The following is an 18912-nucleotide window of genomic DNA, read 5'->3' as shown; positions in this document are numbered from 1 at the left end:
AATCGGCCATGAGCGGGACCACGATCCGGCTGCTCCAGCCCGCGGACCATCAGGCGCTGGCCGCGCTGATGGTCGAGATGCAGGGCCATTACAGCGTGCCTTGCCCGCCGATAGCGGAGATCCTCGCCGGGTTGGCGGCCTTGCCGGCCGGCATCGACATCCTCGTTGCCGTGAAGGGCGAGGCGGTGCTCGGCTTCGCCTCGGCCTGCAATCTCTATCCGGGGCCGGGGCTGAGGAGCGGCTTCTTCCTCAAGGAGATCTATGTGGGCGATGCGGCGCGCGGCGCCGGCCTCGGCCGCAGGCTGATGGCAGCGCTTGCCGAACTCGCGCTGGAGCGCGGCCACCGCCGCATCGACTGGACGGCCGATGCCGACGACGCGGCGCTGCTGCGCTTCTATGACGGCCTCGGCGCGGCCGCCTATCCGAAGAAGGTGTTCTATCGCCTGACCGGAGATGCGCTGGTTGATCTGGCGAAGTCCTAGCCGTTCTGGCGAAAACTCTGGCCGTCATTCTCGGGCGAAGCGTAGCTTCGACCCGAGAAAATCATGACAAGACAGCGCTGGTTTCCGAGATGCTCGGGTCAAGCCCGAGCATGACGCGGCGGTTGATCGAGGGGCTTCTCCTTAAGCCTCTCCGGCAGCACCGCCATGATCGCCAGCCGCTCGGCCTCGCTCAACCGGCCCCATTGCGCGATCTCGGCGAGCGTCCGGCCGCAGCCCTCGCAGAGCTTGCTGACGGGGTCGATGACGCAGACCTTGATGCAGGGTGTCGAGGCGCCATTCATCACCCGGCCCAGCCCAATGCCAGCGCGAGCCCGAGATAGATCGCGATCTCGGCGAGCTGCTGGGCGGCGCCGAGGATGTCGCCGGTCTGCCCGCCGATCAGGCGCCGCGCCATCCGCGACAGAACCGCCGCCGCACCATGCGCCAGCGCGAAGCCGACCAGCAAGCCGGCGATCGGCAGTTCCGCCGCCAGCCCGACGCCGGTCGCGAGGAAGAGGCTCAAGCCCAGCGCGATCCGCGCCGTCAGCACTGTCGGTTGGCCGACCGCCGCCGCAGCCCCGCTGCTGCGCGCCGCCGGCTGGGTCGCCAGCATGAACAGCCCCTCGGCACGCGACCAGGGCGCCGCGACGAGGAGCGCCGCCGCCGCCGCCCAGGCGCCGGAGCGATCGAGGATCATCGCGATCAGGCTCGCCCGCAGCATCAGCGAGAGCCCGAGCGCCAGTGCGCCATAGGAGCCGATGCGGCTGTCCTTCATGATCTCCAGCCGGCGCTCGGCCGTATGCCCGCCGAACAGCCCGTCGGCGGTGTCGGCCAGCCCGTCCTCGTGAAAGGCACCGGTGGTCATGGCGAGCGCCGTCAGCGCCAGCGCCGCGACGACCAAGCCGCTGAGGCCCGCCAGTCCGGCTCCGAGCGCGACGAGCGCGGCCGGTGCGGCGATGACCAGGGCCGCGAAGGGCAGGGCGCGCGGCACCTCCCGGAAATCCGGAATGCCATGCCCGTCGCTCTCTCCCGGCAAGAGAGGCACCGGCAGACGCGACCAGAAGCGCAGGCAGATCGCGGTCGCGATTCCCCAGCCCGGCCAATCCGGCGGGGGCGCCTCGCTCGTGGTTTCGGCCTCGGTCATGCTTGCCGCGTCGTCTCGCTCGATTGTCTTCCCGCTCCCGACCCTATAGCAGCAGCGTCGATCCTGCCGCCATGCCGATGCGCTGCTGCGGCGCCCTCGCGTGATGGATTTGACCATGGCCGCCTCCGGATTGCCCTTCGACGATATCCGCGACCTCATCGCCGCGATGCCCGGCCCCGACATGGAAGCCGCGAATGCGGTCCGCGCCCGCGACGCCAACCTGACCAAGCCGGCCGGCAGCCTCGGCCGCCTGGAGGACATCGCCGAATGGCTCGCCGCCTGGCAGGGCAAAGCTCCTCCCGAGGTGCGCCGTCCGCTGGTCTGCGTCTTCGCCGGCAATCACGGCGTGGTGGCACAGGGCGTCTCGGCCTATCCGCAGGCCGTGACGCGCCAGATGCTTGAGAATTTCGCCGCCGGCGGCGCCGCGATCAACCAGATCTGCGCGGCCTATGATCTCGGCTTCAAGGTCTTCGACCTCGCGCTCGACCTGCCGACCGGCGATTTCACGCAAGGGGACGCGCTGGACGAACGCGCCTGCGTCGCCACGATGGCCTTCGGCATGGAAGCGCTCGTCGGCGGCACCGACCTGCTCTGCCTCGGCGAGATGGGCATCGGCAACACCACCTCGGCAGCGGCGATCTACGCGGCGCTCTATGGTGGCGACGCCGCGCATTGGTGCGGCCGCGGCACCGGTGTCGACGACGAGGGCCTGAAGCGCAAGGTCGCGGCGGTGGAAACCGGACTTGCCCTGCACCGCGCCCATCTCAAGGACCCGCTCGAAGTGCTGCGCCGCCTCGGCGGGCGCGAGGTCGCGGCGATCTGCGGGGCCATCATCGCCGCCCGTTCGCAGCGCATCCCGGTCATCCTCGACGGCTATGTCGTGACGGCCGCCGCTGCGATCCTGCACGCGATCGATCCCTCGACCATCGACCACTGCATCGCCGGCCATCTCTCGGCCGAGGGCGCCCATGCCGATGTGCTCGCCCGTCTCGGCAAGGTGCCCCTGCTGGCGCTCGATATGCGGTTGGGCGAGGGCTCGGGCGCGGCGCTCGCCGCCGGCCTCGTCAAGGCGGCGGCGGCGGTGCATTCCGGCATGGCGACCTTCGAGCAGGCGCAGGTCGCGCGGAAGGATTGATTCCAGCCGTCATGCTCGGGCTTGACCCGAGCATCTCGGAAACCAGCGCCTTCTCATCATGAGATTCTCGGGTCAGCGCTTCGCCCCGCCCGAGAATGACGGCCCTGAGCCTACCCCGCGTAATCCGTCTTCAGGCCCGCCCGCTCGGCATGGCGTTCCTGCGCCAGCTCGATCAGGCGGGTGATGAGGGCGGGGTAGGGCAGGCCGGAGGCCTCCATCATCTTCGGATACATGCTGATCGCGGTGAAGCCGGGCAGCGTGTTGATCTCGTTGAAGTAGAAGGCGCCGCTCCGGCGGTCGAGGAAGAAGTCGACGCGCGCGAGCCCGCTGCATTCCAGCGCGAGGAAGGCGTCGATCGCGAGCTGCCGCACCCGCGCCATCTGCTCGGCACCGAGCCTGGCCGGCAGGTCGACGCTGGCGCCGTCCTGGTCGATATACTTGGCTTCGTAGGAGTAGAACTCGTGCTGCGGGCCGGCATTGAGTTCGCTCGCGACGCTCGCCATCGGCGGGTCGCCGTCGAGCACCGCGATCTCGATCTCGCGCGCGTCGATGCCCTGCTCGACCAGAACCTTGGTATCGTACTGGAAGGCGTCGTCGAGCGCCGCGCCGAGATCCTCCCAACACTTGACCTTATGCACGCCCACGCTGGAGCCCATGTTGCAGGGCTTGACGAAGACGGGAAGCGTGAGCTTGTCCTGAGCCGCTTTGGCTGATCCCGCAGGATCGCGCCGCCAGTCGCGGCGCGACAGGGCGAGATAAGGCGCGACCGGCAGGCCGGCGAGCGCCGCCAGCCGCTTGGCGATGTCCTTGTGCATGCCGACCGCCGAGGCCAGCACGCCCGAGCCGACATAGGCCGCTCCGGCGAGCTCCAGCAGGCCCTGCACCGCGCCATCCTCGCAGAGCGGGCCGTGGATCACCGGGAACACGACGTCGACCGGCGCGATCGCTGGCGCTGCATTATCGGCCGGCAGGATCGCGGTGTGTCCGCCCTGCGGTTCCAGCCGGATCATCGGCGAATCCGTCGGGATCGGCAGGCTGTCGCCATTCGTGGCCTCGATCCGGCGCAGGTCGTGGCATTGCCAGCGGCCCTGCTTGTCGATGCTGATCGGCACCGGCTCGAAGCGCTCGCGATCGATATAACGCAGGACGGAGGCCGCCGATTTCAGCGACACCTCATGCTCGCCCGACTTTCCGCCATAGAGCACGGCGACGCGCGTTTTCCGGTTCATGATCCGAGAGTCCGAGCTGGAGGAAATGCCTGAACGAGGCGGTGAGGAGATGTCGCCGAGCGATGGGGCGAGATTCGGGCGAGAGGATCAGGCGGCCCGTGGTTTCGCCTTCGGCTCGGGCAGGGCGGCAAGCGTGTCCATCACGCGCTCGGCCGGCAGCGTGATCGTGACCTCGGTGCCGGCCCGCGGCCTGGATTTCAGATGGAACCCGCCGCCATGCAGGTCGATCAGCCCCTTGACGATCGGCAGGCCGAGGCCCGAGCCCTGTTCGGCCGTCTTGATCGCGAGCGACCCGCGTCCGAAGCTCTGCATCACGATCGGGATCTCGTTCTCGGGAATGCCCGGGCCGGTATCGGTGACGGAGACATATTGCCCGCCCGTCGCGGTCCAGCCGACCTTGATGGTGATCTCGCCGCCCTGGGGCGTGAACTTGATCGCGTTCGAGAGCACGTTGAGCACGGCCTGCCGGATGGCGCGCTCGTCGGCCCAGACCCGCGGCAATTGGGGCTCGGCGAGAGCGCGGATGCTCTGGCCCTTCGCCTTGGCACGCAGCGCCAGCATGTGCTGGCAATCCTCGACGATGCTTGGCAGCGAGAGCGCTTCCTCGTTCAGTTCGTACTTGCCGGCCTCGATCCGCGACAGGTCGAGGATCTCGTTGATCAGGTTGAGCAAATGCTGGCCCGAGCCGTGGATATCGGCCGAATATTCCTTGTAGGCGGCATTGGCATGCGCACCGAAGATCTCGTTCTTCATCACCTCGGAGAAGCCGAGGATGGCGTTGAGCGGCGTGCGCAATTCATGGCTCATCGTCGCCAGGAAGCGTGACTTGGCGAGATTGGCCTCTTCGGCCTTGCGCCGGGCCTCGTCCGAATTGGCGTTGGCGGTTTCGAGCTCCGCGATCAGCGCGTCCTTCTCGGCCCTGAACACGATCGAGGAGACCGAGCTGGCGTAGAGCCGGTTGGCCAGGAAGATGAAGAAGAGCTGGGCCGAGGCCGCCATCAGCGCCATCGTGACGCTGTCCATGTCGCGTCGGTCCCAGAAGAAGACCATGATCCCGACGATGATCGGGGTGAGCCCCGCATAGACCGCCATCGGGATCGTCGCCGACAGCATGACGGCGAGCGCGCTGACGATCAGAAGCGCCGTGGTGACGAAGACCTTCGCGCCGGGGGCGTCGACCTGCACGAACAGCAGCAGCAGGAGCGACCAGGCGAGACCATGCATCCCCTCGGCGAGGGCGAAGAGCCGGCGCCAGAATTTCAGGCGGACCTCGTCCGGCGCCTTGGCGATGAAGCGTCGCGCCATCAGCACGATGATCATCGTCGTCAGCAGGACGGTACCGCTCCAGACGGCGACGAGCGGAGTCGGCAGCCAGAGGCAGGAGGCGGCTGCGATGCTGAGAACGAGAACCAGCGTGCCGGCAGAGCCAGCGATGCGGTACTGCGCGAAGACACGCAGCAATTCGTTGTCGAAGGCGCGTTCCAGCCCCGTCGAGGAGGTCAGCCGCTCGCGCGCCGACTTGACCTCGCGCGTGACCAGCTTCCGGCGCGCCACGGCCGAGGGGTCGGGTCCGCGCCCGCGCTGCACCTGTTCGGCCGTCACTTCCGCCATGATCGAGAGCGTGTATCCTCGTTCGGTCCCCGCGCCATGCAGGGTCCGGCTCGCCATCATGGACACCAAATCGTTAAGCTCTTCCTGATGGCTCCCTTCGGATTCGGTCGCTCCCGCTATGGACCCTTCGGCTGGCGCCGCGTCGGCCGGCCGGTCGACTTCGTCGTGGCGCTCGGACTGCTCGGCTTCCTCGGGCTGGCCGGCGCCATCCTGCAATACCGTCTCGGCCCGGCCCGGGAACTCGCCGGGGCCGCCCAGGCGATCGATGGCGACTCAGTCCGGCTGCTTGGCGAAGAGCTGCGGCTGGAGGGGATCGACGCGCCCGAATATCGCCAGAGCTGCACGGCGCGCGACGGCCGATCCGTCGCTTGCGGGCGCGAGGCGCGGCGTGCCCTTCAGGCGCTGCTGGCGCGCGGCGTGACGCATTGCGAGATCGGCAAGGCCGATCGTTACGGCCGTGGCCTTGCCCGCTGCCGCCAGGGCGATACCGATATCAACGCGATGATGGTGCGCGAGGGCCACGCGGTCTCATACGGGGCCTATCGGGCCGAGGAGCAAGAGGCGCGCGCCGCCGGCCGCGGCATCTGGGCGACGCAGTTCGAGCGCCCGGAAACCTGGCGCCGCAGCCATCCGCGCTGAGACCTCGTCGGAAATGGCCTTCGAGACCTCATCCTGAGGAGCCATTCCGTAGGAATGGCGTCTCGAAGGATGCTTCAGGAGGCTTCTGAACCCTCTGGAGCATCCTTCGAGACGCCGCTGCCGCGGCTCCTCAGGATGAGGGCCGAGTTTCGGCCGCGCCTCCGGAACCCGCTTCGCCATGCTGGCGTCACGAAGCCCCTGCAATCCGGTTGACCTTCCGGCGCGGGCCGTGATCCGGTACGGCGGCAGACGGAGAACATCTGATGAAGCTCTACGACGGCGGGCGGGCGCCGAATCCACGGCGGGTCCGCATCTTCTTTGCGGAGAAGGGCGTAGCCCTGCCGGAGCTCGTGCCGGTGGACATCGCCAAGAAAGAACATCGCAGCGAGGCCTTTACCCGGATCAATCCCGCCCAGCGCCTGCCCGTCCTCGAACTCGACGACGGCACGGCGCTGGCCGAAACCATCGCGATCTGCCGCTATATCGAGGCGCTGCATCCGCAGCCGCCGCTCTTCGGACGGGACCCGAAGGAGCAGGCGACCATCGAGATGTGGAATCGCCGTGTCGAACTCGGGCTCTTTGCCAGCGTCTCCGCCGTCTTCCGCCACAGCCATCCATCGATGGCGGAGCTGGAGGAGCAGGTGCCGGAATGGGCCGAGGCCAATCGCGAGCAGATGGACGACCATCTCTGGCTGCTCGAATTGCAGCTCGCCGCCAATCCCTTCGTCTGCGGCGACGTTCTGACCGTCGCCGACATCACCGCCGGCATCGCCATCGACTTCATGAAGCCGTCGCGCATCCCGCTACCGGAGGATTTCGTGCATATCCGCCGCTGGCATGGCGAATTGTCCGGCCGCCCGAGCTGGAAGGTCTGATGCGCCGGTTCCTTCTGGCCTTGCTCGCCTTATCGACGCTGCCGACACTGGCGCCGGCTGCCGAAAGGCTGAGCGGTGAGGCGATCGAGCGCGCCTTCCGGGGCAACACGGTCTCCGGCCGCTACACCAATGGCGGCTTCTTCACCGAGTATCACGATCCCAACGGCCAAGCGCTCGGCCACAACGGCTGGCAGGCCAATACCGATGCCTGCTGGATCACCAAGCCGGATCGCATCTGCTATTACTACGGCCCGCAGACTGATCGGACCGTGCATTGCTTCTCCGTCGAGATGAGCGGCGATCTCTATGTCCTGCGCAACAGCGGCAACGGCATGGTCAATGCGCTGGCCAAGGTCGAGCTCGGCAATCCCCGCAACCACACCGACAACGGTACGCCCTGGTATTGCGACGGCCTGATCTCGCGGGCGCCCGAACTCCCGATGAGCCGAAAGCTGGCGCGGCGCTGATGGCCCGGTTCGCAGGTGTCGCGGCCTTCGTCCTGGGCTTGCTTGCTGTGAGCCAGGCGGCGGCCGTCGAGCGTCTCACCGGCGAGCAGATCAGAAAGCTCTTCGAGGGCAATACCGTCTCGGGTCGCTATTCCGGCAGCAACCTGCCGTTCAGCGAGTATCATCATCCTGATGGCCGGGCGAGCGGGCATAATCGCCATCTGACCAACACCGATGCCTGCTGGATCACGACTCCGGATGCCGTCTGCTATTATTACGGGCCGCAGGAGAAGCGCCGGACCTATTGCTTCACCATCGAGACCAGCGGCGATCTGATCGTCATCCGCAGTCGCCCGAGCGGCCGGATCAACGGCCTCGCCCGTATCGAGAAAGGCGATCCTTACGGCTATGCCGCGAAGAAATCCGATTGGGTCTGCGACGGTCTGATCTCGCGGGCGCCGGGGCGATCCAGATTGGCACGTCGATGAACGCCGGCGAGACGCTCGACGAGGTGCTGGCCGAATTGCGGGCCTGCCGCATCTGCCGCGACGTGCCGTTCTACCTGCCGCCCTTGCCGCATCAGCCCCGCCCGGTGATCCAGGCCGCCGCGACGGCCCGGCTCTGCATTGCCGGCCAGGCGCCGGGCACGCGTGTCCATGCCAGCGGCCGGCCCTTCACCGATCCCTCCGGCGTGCGCCTCAGGAACTGGCTCGGCATGGACGAGACGGTCTTCTACGACGCGACCAAGGTCGCGGTCGTGCCGATGGGGCATTGCTTCCCCGGTCTCGACGCCAAGGGTGGCGACAAGCCGCCCCGGCGAGAATGCGCGCCGATCTGGCGAGCCAGGGTCTTCGCGGCGCTACCCCGGATCGAGCTCGTGCTGGCGATCGGGCGCTATGCCCAGAGCTGGCATGTCGGGGCGAAGGAGGCGGCCAACCTCTCCGCGACCGTCGCGAACTGGCGCGAGATCCTCGCCCGGCCGGTCTTTCCGCGCGTTCTGCCGCTGCCGCACCCGTCCTGGCGCAACAACGCCTGGCTCAAGCGCAATCCGTGGTTCGAGGAGGAACTCCTGCCCGTCTTGCGGCGAGAGGTGGCGCGGCTGCTGCGCTGAGGCTGGCTTCAGTAGCGGAACGGACCTGAATCCAGCCCGCGATTGAGCTGCCCGCGCACGCTGACAACCGAGCGGACCGGGCCGAGCGCGGTCTGGCCGCGGCTTTCGAGATAGACCATCCCGTCGGCACGGCTGCCATAGCCGTTGCGCGAGCTTTTGCCGAACTCGGCGCGGACGGCGCCTCCGGCCCGCACGCAGAACGCCGATCCCTCCACCCGGACGAAGCCCGCTCCGTATTCGGGGCAGGGGCGCGCGGCGGTACCGGGCTTGGCGGCGGGTTTCGCCGAGGCTTCATAAGGTGCGGATTTCCGTGGCACCGGCTCGCCGATCGACTGGGCCGAAGCCGCCGTCGCAAGGCCGGATACGAGCAGGGCGAGCGTGATGATGCGGAGCATGGGGAACATCCGTGGCGACGGTTCCCCGTTACTGAGCCAGCAAGGCGCAGTTGTGGCAAGCCCGGCGCCTCCGCCACGCCATGGAAAAACCCCGGCTTTCGCCGGGGTGAGTATCGCTCGCGCTACGGGCTCCGTTGGATCAGAGCTGATTCGAAACGCGCGAGCGGATCAGGAAGTTGTCGAAGGTGTATTCGGCGATCTGGAACCAGAGATATTCGTCGCCGCGGAAGGCTGCCATCGAATCGTAGATCTTCTTGAAGTCCGGATTCTTGGCGGAGGTCTCGGCATAGACCTCCTTCGAGGCCTTCAGGCAGGCTTCCAGGATCTCCTGCGAGAACGGCCTGAGCTGGGCGCCGCCGGCGACGAGGCGCTTCAGCGCGGCCGGGTTGCGGGCGTCGTATTTGGCCTGCATGTCGATATTGGCATGGGCGGCCGCCGTCGCGAGCAGGGATTTGTAGGTCTTCGGCAGTTCTTCCCACTTCTTCGTGTTGATGAAGAAATGCAGCGAGGCGCCACCCTCCCACCAGCCGGGATAGTAGTAATAAGGCGCGACCTTGTTGAAACCGAGCTTCTCGTCATCGGCCGGGCCGACCCATTCCGCCGCGTCGATCGTGCCCTTTTCGAGCGCCGGGTAGATGTCGCCGCCGCCGATCTGCTGCGGCACGACGCCGAGCTTGCTCAGCACCTGTCCGGCGAAGCCGCCGATGCGCATCTTGACGCCCTGCAGGTCGGCGACCGTCTTGATCTCCTTGCGGAACCAGCCACCCATCTGGCAGCCGGTATTGCCGCCGGGGAGCGCATAGATGTTCGATTTCTGGTAGAATTCGTTCAGAAGCTCGTTGCCGCCGCCATGGTAGAACCAGGCGTTCTGCATGCGCGCATTCAGACCGAAGGGCACGGCGGTGCCGAAGGCAAAGGTCGGGTCCTTGCCGACATAGTAGTAGGAGGCGGTGTGGCACATCTCGACCGTGCCGTTGGTGACCGCATCCGCCGCCTGCAGCGCCGGGACGATTTCGCCGGCCGCGAAGACCTGAATCTGGAACTTTCCGTCCGTCGCTTCGGAGACCGCCTTCGCCAGTACTTCGGACGCGCCGTAGATCGTATCGAGCGATTTCGGGAAGGAGGATGTCACGCGCCATTTCACTTCGGGCATCGCTTGCGCGATAGCCGGGCTCGCGATCGTTCCCGCCGCAGCCCCGGCTCCGGCAACTTTCAAAAAGTGACGACGCTTCATCAAATCCGCCCTCCCTCAAAGGCCATGCGCGCCGGTATTCCGGTCGTCGCGAAGGCCAGAGAGGAAAACAGTCTGCTCGCAGGCGCAAGAGCTAATTGCATGGCAATCATGCAAATTCGTCATGAGTCGTGCCCGAACCCCTTCATTCTGCGATTGATGCGGTCCTTCGCAGGAGAGGTCGGGAGCATGTGATCAAAAAAAGGCCCGGCTTCCGCCGGGCCTTCTGTCGTCGAGCGAATGTCGCGGGAGCGCTCAGCGGGCGCGGGTACGAACCTGGAAGACGTCGAAGCTGAGTTCGGCGACCTGCCACCAGAGATATTCCTCCGAACGGAAGGCTGCCATGGCCTCGATCGCCTTCTTGAAATCGGGGTTTTTCGCCGAGATTTCGGAATAGAGTTCGTTCGAAGCCTTGAGGCACGCTTCCAGAATTTCCTGCGAGAACGGGCGCAGCTGCGTCCCCGCCGCGACGAGGCGCTTCAGGGCCTGTGGATTCTGCACGTCGTATTTCGCCGCCATGATGGTGTTGGCATAGGTGCATGCGGCGGTCAGAGCGGCCTGATAGGCCTTCGGCAGGGCGTTCCACTTCTCCAGGTTGACGAAGGCATGGACGCAGGGGCCGCCTTCCCAGAAGCCGGGATAGTAGTAGTAGGGGGCAACCTTCGAGAAGCCGAGCTTCTCGTCGTCATAGGGGCCGACCCACTCGGCGCCGTCGATCGTGCCCTTCTCCAGCGCCGGATAGATGTCGCCGCCGCCGATCTGCTGCGGCACCACGCCGAGCTTCTGCAGAACGGAGCCGGCGATGCCGCCGATGCGCATCTTGAGGCCCTGCAAGTCGGCGACGGTCTTCAGTTCCTTGCGGAACCAGCCGCCCATCTGCGCGCCGGTATTGCCGCAGGGAAGCCCGTAGAGGTTGAACTTCTTGTAGAACTCGTTGAAAAGCTCGTTGCCGCCGCCTTGGAACAGCCAGGCATTCTGGCCGCGGGCGTTGAGGCCGAAGGGCACCGAGGCCGCCACGGCGAAGGTCGGGTCCTTGCCGACATAATAGTACGAGACGGTGTGGCACATCTCGACGGTGCCGTTGGTCACGGCGTCCGCCGCCTGCAGGGCCGGAACGATTTCGCCGGCCGCGAAGACCTGGATCTGGAACTTGCCGTCGGTCAGCTCGGAGACCATCTTGGCCATGACCTCGGCGCCGCCATAGATCGTGTCGAGCGACTTCGGGAAGCTCGACGCCAGGCGCCACTTCACTTCCGGATTCGACTGGGCGACGGCCGGCATGGCGACGGCGGTCGCAGCGGCACCGGCCGCGGCGGTCTGGATAAACTGACGACGCTTCATCTGGAAACTCTCCTCGGATGTCTGGCGGGTGCGGGCGTTTCGAAACGGCTTCTGCCGCCCGGCGTTCGGAAACGGGTTGTAGCGAATGGATTTTCCGAGCGCGAGGGATTTCATCGCCGGTTCCTGCGACTTTCGGCTAGGTTCGGCCGCCGGCTTGGCCTGCATCTGCAGTGGTGGTTAAAGCAGGCATGATCGAGACCGCGAATCTCAGCCTGCGCCGCCCGGAGATCGGCGATCTCGACGCGATTCATGCGATGCGCAGCGACCTGGAGGTCGTCCGTTTCCTGGGCGGCCGTGCCCTCAGTCGCGAGGAGGCCTGGCATCGGCTGACGCGCCTCGTCGGGCAATGGGCCCTGCGCGGCTACGGCATGTTCGCGGTTGTCGAGAAAAGCAGCGGTGCCCTGGTCGGCGAGGTCGGTCTGTTCGACGGCTGCCGGGGCCTGTCTCCGGATTTCGACGATGCGCCCGAGGCCGGCTGGATCCTGGCGGGCGCGGCGCATGGCAAGGGCTATGCGGGGGAGGCGGCGGCCGCGGCCCATCGCTGGTTCGCCGCGACCCATGGCGAGCGCCGCAGCGTCTGCATCATCGCCCCCGGGAATCTTGCCTCCTTCCGCGTCGCGCAGAAGCTCGGCTACAAGAGCTTCGGACAGGTCGAGTATCAGAATGGGCCAGTGGTGATGCTCGAGCGCATCCCTGGCCGAAGCGTTTGAGCCGGGAGGCCGGGATGGATCAGGACAGGCTGGCGAAGCTGCGGCAGCGATACGCGGGCGCCGGCGGCGGTGACATTCACGATCCGCATTTCGCGAAGGTGGCCGCGGCCCAGTTCACCGGCGACAAGCGCAAATGGCCCTTCGCCGATGTCGCGACCTTCGTCGGCGCGCCCTATCGCCCCGATGCCCTGACTGCGCCGGGGCTCGGCGGCCTCGATGTCGCGATCATCGGCGTGCCCATGGATCTCGGCGTCACCAACCGCGCCGGCGCGCGCCTCGGGCCCCGTGCCGTCCGCGCGGTCGAGCGCATGGGGCCGATGGACCATGTGTTGGGCACCGCGCCCTTCACCCTGCTCAAGGCCGCCGATATCGGCGACGTGCCCTTCCGCTCGCGCTATTCGCTGGAGAGCTGCCACGAGGACATCGAGGCCACCTTCCGGACGATCGTCGAGGCCGGCGTCTCGCCGCTCGCCGTGGGGGGCGACCACTCGATCACCTATTCGATCCTGAAGGCGGTCGGCGCGAAGCGTCCGGTCGGCATGGTCCATATCGACGCCCATTGCGACACCTCCGGCCCCTATGAGGGCTCGAAATTCCATCATGGCGGGCCGTTCCGGCAGGCGGTTCTCGACGGCGTGCTCGATCCCGAGCGCGTGATCCAGATCGGCATCCGCGGCGGCGCCGAATATCTCTGGGAGTTCTCCTACGAGTCCGGCATGACCGTGATCCATGCCGACGAGGTCGACGATCTCGGCTTGGAGGCGGTGATCGCCAGGGCGCTGGCCGTGATCGGCGACGGGCCGACCTATGTCTCCTTCGATGTCGATTCGCTCGATCCGGGCTTCGCGCCCGGCACGGGAACGCCGGAAGTCGGGGGCTTGAGCCCGCGCGAGGCGCTCGCGATCCTGCGGGCGCTGAAGGGACGCGACATCGTCGCTGCGGATGTCGTAGAAGTCGCCCCGCAATATGATGCGACCAGCAATACGGCGCAGTGCGCGGCGCAGGTGCTTTTCACCGAGCTGTGCCTGCTGGCCGAAGCGCGAGCCGCGGGAAAAGGAAGATCATGATTCGGATTCGATCGATCGCGCGGGTCGCCGCGCTGGGCGGGCTCTGCCTGCTGGCGACCGTCGCCCGCGCCGAGGTTCCGGCGAACGGCAAGGCCTATATGGATGCGGCCTACGCCTCCGTCGAATCGCTGTTCAAGATTTATGACGGCAAGCCCAGCCTGCCGCGGCTGTCGGACCCGGTCGACGGCAAGGTCCTGGCCGATATCTGGAACGCCCCGGCGATTCTCGGCAAGCCGCCCTATGGTGCCGACGATCTCCCCACATTGCTCGATTTCGTGAAGAAACAGACCAGCATCCTGCAGGCCTATGCCCTGTTCTCGCCGCAGCCGGGCCGGAAGGCGCCGGACCAGGCGGCGAATGCCGTCGAGTTCCAGGATGAGCTGACCCGGACGCGCGTCTTCCTGCTCCAGGCGGCGGGCGGCGTTCTGTCGGCGATCAATGATTTCGCCGTCAGGCTGAAGGATCAGGACAAGACCGATGAGCGCGCGAGGGGCCTGCGCGAGATGCGGCTCGGTCTGCAGGAGATCGTCGTCGGCTCCGCGCTGGCGCTGCGCAGCCCGGAACTGCGCGATGCGAATCGCCAGCTGATCGCCAAGGCCTTCGCCGATAATGCCGCCGGTATCGCCTCCTCCCTCGCGCCGCCCGACCGCAATGCGCTCGTGTCCGCGCTCCAGGCCGTCCGCCCGTCCCTGAAGCCGGAGGCTCAGAAGGCGATCTCGGATTTCGCGGCGACCGTGACGGCAGCTCCCTGCGAGGTTTTCTGCCTCGTCAACTGAGGGGAATCGCGTCTGCCGTCAGGGGCGCCTCGCCAGCCAGATGACGTGGCGCGCCCCGCCGCCGGGTCGGCGTGCGCGCGCCGTCACCTCCTCGGTGGCGAAGCCGGCCTGGCGCAGTCGCCGCGTGAAGCCGTGGTCCGGCCCCGAGGACCAGACCGCGAGAATGCCGCCGGGCCGCAGGGCGGTCTTGGCGGCTTGCAGGCCAGCCGCTCCGTAGAGCCGGTCGTTGCCGGCGACGGTCAGCCCTTCCGGGCCGTTGTCGACATCGAGCAGGATGGCGTCGTAGCGGGCCCGGCCGACGGCGATCGCGGCGGCGACGTCGGCGACGTTGACCTGCACGCGGGCATCGTTGAGGCAGCCGGCGAAGACCGCCGCCATCGGCCCCCGCGCCCAGGCGACGACGGCGGGAATGAGTTCGGCCACCTCGACCCGCGCATCGTCAGGCAGACGGGCGAGCGCGGCCCGCAGCGTGAAGCCCATGCCCAGGCCGCCGATCAGGATGCTCGGCTGCCGGCGCTGCCCCAGCCTGTCGCAGACCAGCGTCGCCAGAGCCTCCTCGGAGCCGCTGAGACGGCTGTTCATCAATTCGTTGCTGCCGAGCATGATCGAGAACTCGCCGCCGCGCTGCTTCAGCCGGAGGTCGCCGCTGCCGTCCGGCAAGGCTGCGGTGTCGAGGGTGGACCAGGGTATCACGTCGCTCTCGCCTGTCTGGATGGAGCCTTGCAGGCCGCCCTTGAGTCTTGGTGAGCCCTCATCCTGAGGAGGCCGCGCAAGCGGCCGTCTCGAAGGATGCTCCAGGAGATTCAGTTGCTCTCTGGAACATCCTTCGAGACGCAGCCTCCGGCTGCTCCTCAGGATGAGGGCTCGTATCGATCGTGCACGTATAGCGTATTCGTTCGCGCGATCGGGGTGGCAAAGCGACATGCGTTGATTGCATGAAATATCCTCATGTACGCGGTTGATGGTTCGACGGTGCATGGATATTGCATGGTGCGGCGCAGCAAAGCCGCTGCCATCCCGTGAAAGCTTGTCATGACGCTCGCCGCGAACGACCGCAGCCTGGACGCGCCGTTGCCGGCTCATGCGCCGATCTCGACCGGGTTGGTGCTGTTCGCGCTCGCCATGGGCGGCTTCGCGATTGGCACGACCGAGTTCGCGACGATGAGCCTGCTGCCCTATTTCTCCGCCGGCCTCAACATCGACGAGCCGACGGCGGGGCATGTCATCAGCATCTATGCGCTCGGCGTCGTCATCGGCGCGCCGCTGATCGCCGTTCTGGCGGCACGCATCTCGCGCCGTACGCTGCTGATCGGCCTGATGGGCGTCTTCGCGCTCGGCAACGGCTTGAGCGCGCTCGCCCCGAACTATCACTGGATGCTGGCCTTCCGCTTCCTGAGCGGCCTGCCGCATGGCGCTTATTTCGGCGTCGCGGCGCTGGTCGCGGCCTCGCTCTCGGCCCCGAATCGTCGGGCGCAATCGGTCGCGCGCGTCATGCTCGGCCTGACGGTCGCGACGATTCTCGGCGTGCCTGCCGCGAGCTGGATGGGCCAGGTACTGGGCTGGCGCGCGGGCTTCGCCATCGTCGCCGGCCTCGCGCTTCTGACGGTCGTCCTCATCGCCCTGTTCGCGCCGCGCGACAGCGTGCAGTCGGGGGCGAGCCCGCTACGGGAACTCGGCGCCCTGAAGCGCCGGCAGGTCTGGCTGACGCTGGCGACCGGAGCGATCGGCTTCGGCGGCCTGTTCGCGGTCTATACCTATGTCGCATCGACGCTGATGGCGGTGACCCAGGTCTCGCCCGCGCTCGTTCCGGTCGTGCTCGCGATCTTCGGCCTGGGATTGACCGTCGGCACGCTCGTCGCCGGCTGGGCCGCCGATCGGGCTCTGGTCCCCGCAACCGCGGGCATGCTGCTCTGGAGCGCGTTCTGGCTGGCGGCCTTTCCCTTCGCCGCCGGGAATATCTGGGCGGTTTCGCTGGTCATCTTCATGATCGGTAGCGGTGGCGGCCTCGGCGCCATGCTGCAGACGCGGCTGATGGATGTCGCCGAAGACGCGCAGACGCTGGCGGCAGCGCTCAACCACAGCGCCTTCAACACGGCCAATGCGCTCGGCCCCTGGCTCGGCGGCATGGCGATCGCCGCAGGCCTCGGCTGGACCTCGACCGGATGGGTCGGGGCGGCGCTGGCGCTGGGCGGGCTCGCGATCTGGATCGTCGCGATTCTCGACGCCCGCCGCTCACCCGGCCGGCGCGCTCCAGGTCTCTGATCTCTCCCTCTTTTCCGGGCTGCGCGGCGGCGCCGGCCGCTGTTTTGGGCGTGCAAGCTGCGAAAAGCTACAGCGCTCCCTCTTGCGAGCGGGACGAAACTGCGCCCAATCTGTCGCCACAGAACCGGACCGGGACAACAGCAAGACCGGCCGGCTGAACTGCGGAGGTCCCATGAAGAGTTTCGTTCGTTTCATCGCGGCGGCGGCGTTGACGGTTGCCGGCGCGACGGGGGCGCTCGCCCAGGCCAAGGAGTGGAAGGAGATCCGGATCGGCACGGAAGGCGCCTATCCGCCCTACAACAACCTGAACGCTAAGAAGGAGCTCGAGGGCTTCGAGATCGACTACGGCAACCTTCTCTGCGAGAAGATGAAGGTGAAATGCACCTGGGTCGTTCAGGATTGGGACGGCATCATCCCCGCGCTGCAGGCGAACAAGTACGACGTCATCTTTGCCGGCATGAATGCCACGGATGAACGCAAGAAGCAGGTCGACTTCACCGCGGTCTACAGCAAGACCCCGATCTGGATGATCGGCCCGAAGAGCACGAAATCGGACGACATCTCGCCGGCCGCCCTCAAGGGCAAGTCGATCGGCGCGCAGGGCTCGACGATCCATGCGAACTATGTCGAGAAGTTCTACAAGGACGCGACGGCGCGCCTCTATCCGACCCAGGAGGAAGCCAATCTCGACCTGCTCAACGGCCGGCTCGACTACATCGTCGCCGATGCGCTGGCGCTCGCCGATTTCCTCAAGGGCAAGGGCAAGGATTGCTGCCGGAAGATCGCCGAGGTGAAGCGCGACGACGCCATCCACGGCGCCGGCGTCGCCGGCGCGGTCCGCAAGTCGGACACGGCGCTGCGGGACATGATCAGCAAGGCTATCGCCGAGACCATGGCCGACGGCTCGCACAAGAAGCTCGAAGACAAGTGGTTCAAGTACGAGTGATCTGACGCCTGCTGACGATCTCCCGCCGGTCTCCTCGGACCGGCGGGGTTTCACATCCTCGCGCGCGGCCCTCCCATGTTCGAAAAATTCGCTCTGCTCGGCTTCGGGGCCGGCGGCTGGGGCTGGGCCCTGCTGCAAGGCGCCGCCAACACCATTTCCGTCGCGCTCGCGACCTTGCCCTTCGGCCTCGTGCTCGGCCTCGTGATCGCGCTGTGGAAGCGCTCGGACTATGTGGTCCTGCGGGCGCTGGCGACGATCTACACCACAGTCTTCCGGGGCGTGCCCGAGCTGCTCACGCTCTACATCATCTATTTCGGCATCCAGGTGCTGGTGCAGAAGGTCTGGACCGGCTTCTCGATCCCGCCTTTCGTCGCCGGCATGGTCGCGCTCGGCCTCGTGCTCGCCGCCTTCTCCAGCGAGGTCTGGGTCGGCGCGCTGAACTCGATCCAGAAGGGCCAGCGCGAGGCGGCCGCTGCGCTCGGTCTGTCGAAGGGGCAGGCCTTCCGCCTCGTCGTCCTCCCGCAATTGATCCGCGTGGCGCTGCCCGGCCTCGGCAACAACTGGATGGTGCTGCTGAAGGAAACGTCGCTGATCTCGGTGATCACGCTGCAGGACATCATGTTCATCGCGACGCGCGCCAATGTCGTGACCAAGGAACCGTTCCTGTTCTTCGGCACGGCGATGCTGCTCTATTTCTTTTTCTCGCTGGTCTCCGCCTGGGGCATCGAGAAGCTCGAGCAGCGCACCAATCGCGGCCAGGCCGCCTTCGGCGGAGCGACGCGATGAACTGGTGCGAATATCCCGGTTATCTCGTCGGCAGCGAGGTCCTGCAGAACTACGGCTGCCGCATGGCGGGCGGCCTCTGGGTCACCTTCGAACTCGTCGCGATCTCGGTCGCCATCGGCTTTTTCCTGGCGCTCGGCCTTGCCGTGGCCCGGCTCTACGGCCCGCGCTGGGCCCGCATGGCGGTGAGCGGCTACACCACCTTCCTGCGCGGCACGCCGCTGCTCTGCCAGCTCTTCCTCGTCTATTACGGACTCGGCCAGTTCCGCGAGTTCTGGCAGGGCATCGGCCTGTGGTGGTTCTTCCGCGAGCCGTTCTACTGCGCGGTCTTCACCTTCACGATCAACACCGCCGCCTATCAGGCGGAAATCCTGCGCGGTGCCATCCAGTCGGTTCCGCGCGGGCAGTTCGAGGGCGCGCTTTCGCTCGGATTGCATCGCTGGGCGACGCTGCGCCTCGTCGTGCTGCCGCAGGCGATGATCCTGGCGCTGCGCCCCCTCGGCAACGAATTGATCGTGATGATCAAGTCGAGCGCGATCGTCTCGCTGGTGACGCTGTTCGACCTGATGGGCGCGACACGGCTCGCCTTCGCCCGCTCCTTCGATCTTTCGATCTATCTCTATGCGGCGCTGATCTACCTGGTGCTGGTCGAGATCATCCGCCGCGTCTGGGACAGGCTGGAGATCAGGCTGAGCCGGCATATGGCGCTGCGTTGAGGCGAAAGAGCAG

Annotated in this window: 22 protein-coding genes; 14 read left to right on the top strand and 8 right to left on the bottom strand. The window is 66.9% G+C overall.

Features of this window, described 5'->3' with window-relative positions; all coding sequences use genetic code 11:
* Window positions 1-8: 8 nt before the first annotated feature.
* The gene (locus OCUBac02_RS17090) at window positions 9-482 is read left to right on the top strand and encodes a GNAT family N-acetyltransferase (RefSeq protein WP_173047304.1); all 474 of its coding nucleotides are present in this window, start codon (window positions 9-11) and stop codon (window positions 480-482) included.
* 98 nt (window positions 483-580) lie between these two features.
* On the opposite strand, the gene OCUBac02_RS17085 is transcribed toward OCUBac02_RS17090, so the two are convergent.
* Both OCUBac02_RS17085 and OCUBac02_RS17080 read right to left on the bottom strand, forming a co-directional pair.
* Window positions 581-784 carry a DUF1289 domain-containing protein gene (locus OCUBac02_RS17085; RefSeq protein ID WP_173047302.1) on the bottom strand — a complete coding sequence of 68 codons (204 nt, stop codon included), beginning with the start codon at window positions 782-784 and terminating at the stop codon, window positions 581-583.
* Window positions 784-1626: an adenosylcobinamide-GDP ribazoletransferase gene (locus OCUBac02_RS17080; RefSeq protein WP_173047300.1), complete on the bottom strand. Its 843-nt coding sequence runs from the start codon at window positions 1624-1626 to the stop codon at window positions 784-786. The genes OCUBac02_RS17085 and OCUBac02_RS17080 overlap by 1 nt, the downstream gene beginning before the upstream one ends.
* A gap of 115 nt (window positions 1627-1741) precedes the next feature.
* On the opposite strand from OCUBac02_RS17080, the gene cobT reads away from it, so the two are divergent.
* Complete coding sequence (gene cobT, locus OCUBac02_RS17075) at window positions 1742-2761, top strand: nicotinate-nucleotide--dimethylbenzimidazole phosphoribosyltransferase (protein WP_244638967.1); 1020 nt, start codon at window positions 1742-1744, stop codon at window positions 2759-2761.
* Between the two features lie 110 nt (window positions 2762-2871).
* Here the strand turns inward: cobT and OCUBac02_RS17070 are convergent, their stop codons facing one another.
* Together OCUBac02_RS17070 and OCUBac02_RS17065 are read right to left on the bottom strand one after the other, a co-directional pair.
* The gene (locus tag OCUBac02_RS17070) at window positions 2872-3990 is read right to left on the bottom strand and encodes a D-alanine--D-alanine ligase family protein (RefSeq protein WP_173047298.1); all 1119 of its coding nucleotides are present in this window, start codon (window positions 3988-3990) and stop codon (window positions 2872-2874) included.
* A gap of 87 nt (window positions 3991-4077) precedes the next feature.
* Window positions 4078-5601 carry a sensor histidine kinase gene (locus tag OCUBac02_RS17065; RefSeq protein WP_173049642.1) on the bottom strand — a complete coding sequence of 508 codons (1524 nt, stop codon included), beginning with the start codon at window positions 5599-5601 and terminating at the stop codon, window positions 4078-4080.
* Between the two features lie 87 nt (window positions 5602-5688).
* Here OCUBac02_RS17065 and OCUBac02_RS17060 point away from each other — a divergent pair, with 87 nt between their 5' ends.
* From OCUBac02_RS17060 to OCUBac02_RS17040, 5 genes are all read left to right on the top strand, one after another.
* Window positions 5689-6240: a thermonuclease family protein gene (locus OCUBac02_RS17060; RefSeq protein WP_173047296.1), complete on the top strand. Its 552-nt coding sequence runs from the start codon at window positions 5689-5691 to the stop codon at window positions 6238-6240.
* Window positions 6241-6503: 263 nt separating this feature from the next.
* Window positions 6504-7115, top strand: a complete 612-nt coding sequence (locus OCUBac02_RS17055) for a glutathione S-transferase family protein (RefSeq protein WP_047574970.1) — start codon at window positions 6504-6506, stop codon at window positions 7113-7115.
* Window positions 7115-7582, top strand: coding sequence for a hypothetical protein (locus OCUBac02_RS17050; RefSeq protein ID WP_173047294.1), 468 nt, complete (start codon window positions 7115-7117; stop codon window positions 7580-7582). The genes OCUBac02_RS17055 and OCUBac02_RS17050 overlap by 1 nt, the downstream gene beginning before the upstream one ends.
* Window positions 7582-8049 carry a hypothetical protein gene (locus OCUBac02_RS17045; protein ID WP_173047292.1) on the top strand — a complete coding sequence of 156 codons (468 nt, stop codon included), beginning with the start codon at window positions 7582-7584 and terminating at the stop codon, window positions 8047-8049. The genes OCUBac02_RS17050 and OCUBac02_RS17045 overlap by 1 nt, the downstream gene beginning before the upstream one ends.
* Window positions 8046-8672 (top strand): uracil-DNA glycosylase family protein, encoded by a 627-nt coding sequence (locus tag OCUBac02_RS17040; RefSeq protein WP_173047290.1) that lies wholly within the window; start codon window positions 8046-8048, stop codon window positions 8670-8672. Before OCUBac02_RS17045 ends, OCUBac02_RS17040 begins: the two co-directional genes overlap by 4 nt.
* An 8-nt stretch (window positions 8673-8680) precedes the next feature.
* On the opposite strand, the gene OCUBac02_RS17035 is transcribed toward OCUBac02_RS17040, so the two are convergent.
* From OCUBac02_RS17035 to OCUBac02_RS17025, 3 genes are all read right to left on the bottom strand, one after another.
* Window positions 8681-9067 carry a porin family protein gene (locus OCUBac02_RS17035; RefSeq protein ID WP_173047288.1) on the bottom strand — a complete coding sequence of 129 codons (387 nt, stop codon included), beginning with the start codon at window positions 9065-9067 and terminating at the stop codon, window positions 8681-8683.
* A 139-nt stretch (window positions 9068-9206) separates the two neighbouring features.
* Complete coding sequence (locus tag OCUBac02_RS17030) at window positions 9207-10301, bottom strand: TRAP transporter substrate-binding protein (protein WP_047574959.1); 1095 nt, start codon at window positions 10299-10301, stop codon at window positions 9207-9209.
* Window positions 10302-10553: 252 nt separating this feature from the next.
* The gene (locus tag OCUBac02_RS17025) at window positions 10554-11639 is read right to left on the bottom strand and encodes a TRAP transporter substrate-binding protein (protein ID WP_047574955.1); all 1086 of its coding nucleotides are present in this window, start codon (window positions 11637-11639) and stop codon (window positions 10554-10556) included.
* A gap of 188 nt (window positions 11640-11827) precedes the next feature.
* Here OCUBac02_RS17025 and OCUBac02_RS17020 point away from each other — a divergent pair, with 188 nt between their 5' ends.
* The 3 genes from OCUBac02_RS17020 to OCUBac02_RS17010 are packed head-to-tail and all read left to right on the top strand — an operon-like array spanning window position 11828 to window position 14192.
* Complete coding sequence (locus tag OCUBac02_RS17020; RefSeq protein ID WP_173047286.1) at window positions 11828-12349, top strand: GNAT family N-acetyltransferase; 522 nt, start codon at window positions 11828-11830, stop codon at window positions 12347-12349.
* Between the two features lie 14 nt (window positions 12350-12363).
* Window positions 12364-13416 (top strand): agmatinase, encoded by a 1053-nt coding sequence (gene speB / locus OCUBac02_RS17015; RefSeq protein ID WP_173047284.1) that lies wholly within the window; start codon window positions 12364-12366, stop codon window positions 13414-13416.
* Window positions 13413-14192, top strand: coding sequence for a hypothetical protein (locus tag OCUBac02_RS17010; protein WP_173047282.1), 780 nt, complete (start codon window positions 13413-13415; stop codon window positions 14190-14192). Before speB ends, OCUBac02_RS17010 begins: the two co-directional genes overlap by 4 nt.
* An 18-nt stretch (window positions 14193-14210) precedes the next feature.
* Here OCUBac02_RS17010 and OCUBac02_RS17005 read toward each other — a convergent pair whose 3' ends face one another.
* Window positions 14211-14885, bottom strand: a complete 675-nt coding sequence (locus OCUBac02_RS17005; protein WP_173047279.1) for a spermidine synthase family protein — start codon at window positions 14883-14885, stop codon at window positions 14211-14213.
* A gap of 339 nt (window positions 14886-15224) precedes the next feature.
* On the opposite strand from OCUBac02_RS17005, the gene OCUBac02_RS17000 reads away from it, so the two are divergent.
* From OCUBac02_RS17000 to OCUBac02_RS16985, 4 genes are all read left to right on the top strand, one after another.
* Window positions 15225-16454, top strand: coding sequence for an MFS transporter (locus tag OCUBac02_RS17000; RefSeq protein WP_173047277.1), 1230 nt, complete (start codon window positions 15225-15227; stop codon window positions 16452-16454).
* Window positions 16455-16626: 172 nt separating this feature from the next.
* Window positions 16627-17400, top strand: coding sequence for a transporter substrate-binding domain-containing protein (locus OCUBac02_RS16995; protein ID WP_173047275.1), 774 nt, complete (start codon window positions 16627-16629; stop codon window positions 17398-17400).
* 75 nt (window positions 17401-17475) lie between these two features.
* Window positions 17476-18186: an ABC transporter permease gene (locus tag OCUBac02_RS16990; RefSeq protein WP_047576820.1), complete on the top strand. Its 711-nt coding sequence runs from the start codon at window positions 17476-17478 to the stop codon at window positions 18184-18186.
* The gene (locus tag OCUBac02_RS16985) at window positions 18183-18899 is read left to right on the top strand and encodes an ABC transporter permease (RefSeq protein WP_047576819.1); all 717 of its coding nucleotides are present in this window, start codon (window positions 18183-18185) and stop codon (window positions 18897-18899) included. The genes OCUBac02_RS16990 and OCUBac02_RS16985 overlap by 4 nt, the downstream gene beginning before the upstream one ends.
* Window positions 18900-18912: the final 13 nt, after the last annotated feature.

The sequence above is a fragment of the Bosea sp. ANAM02 genome (assembly GCF_011764485.1).
Lineage (GTDB): Bacteria > Pseudomonadota > Alphaproteobacteria > Rhizobiales > Beijerinckiaceae > Allobosea.
This window is presented reverse-complemented; position numbering and strand designations above follow the sequence as displayed.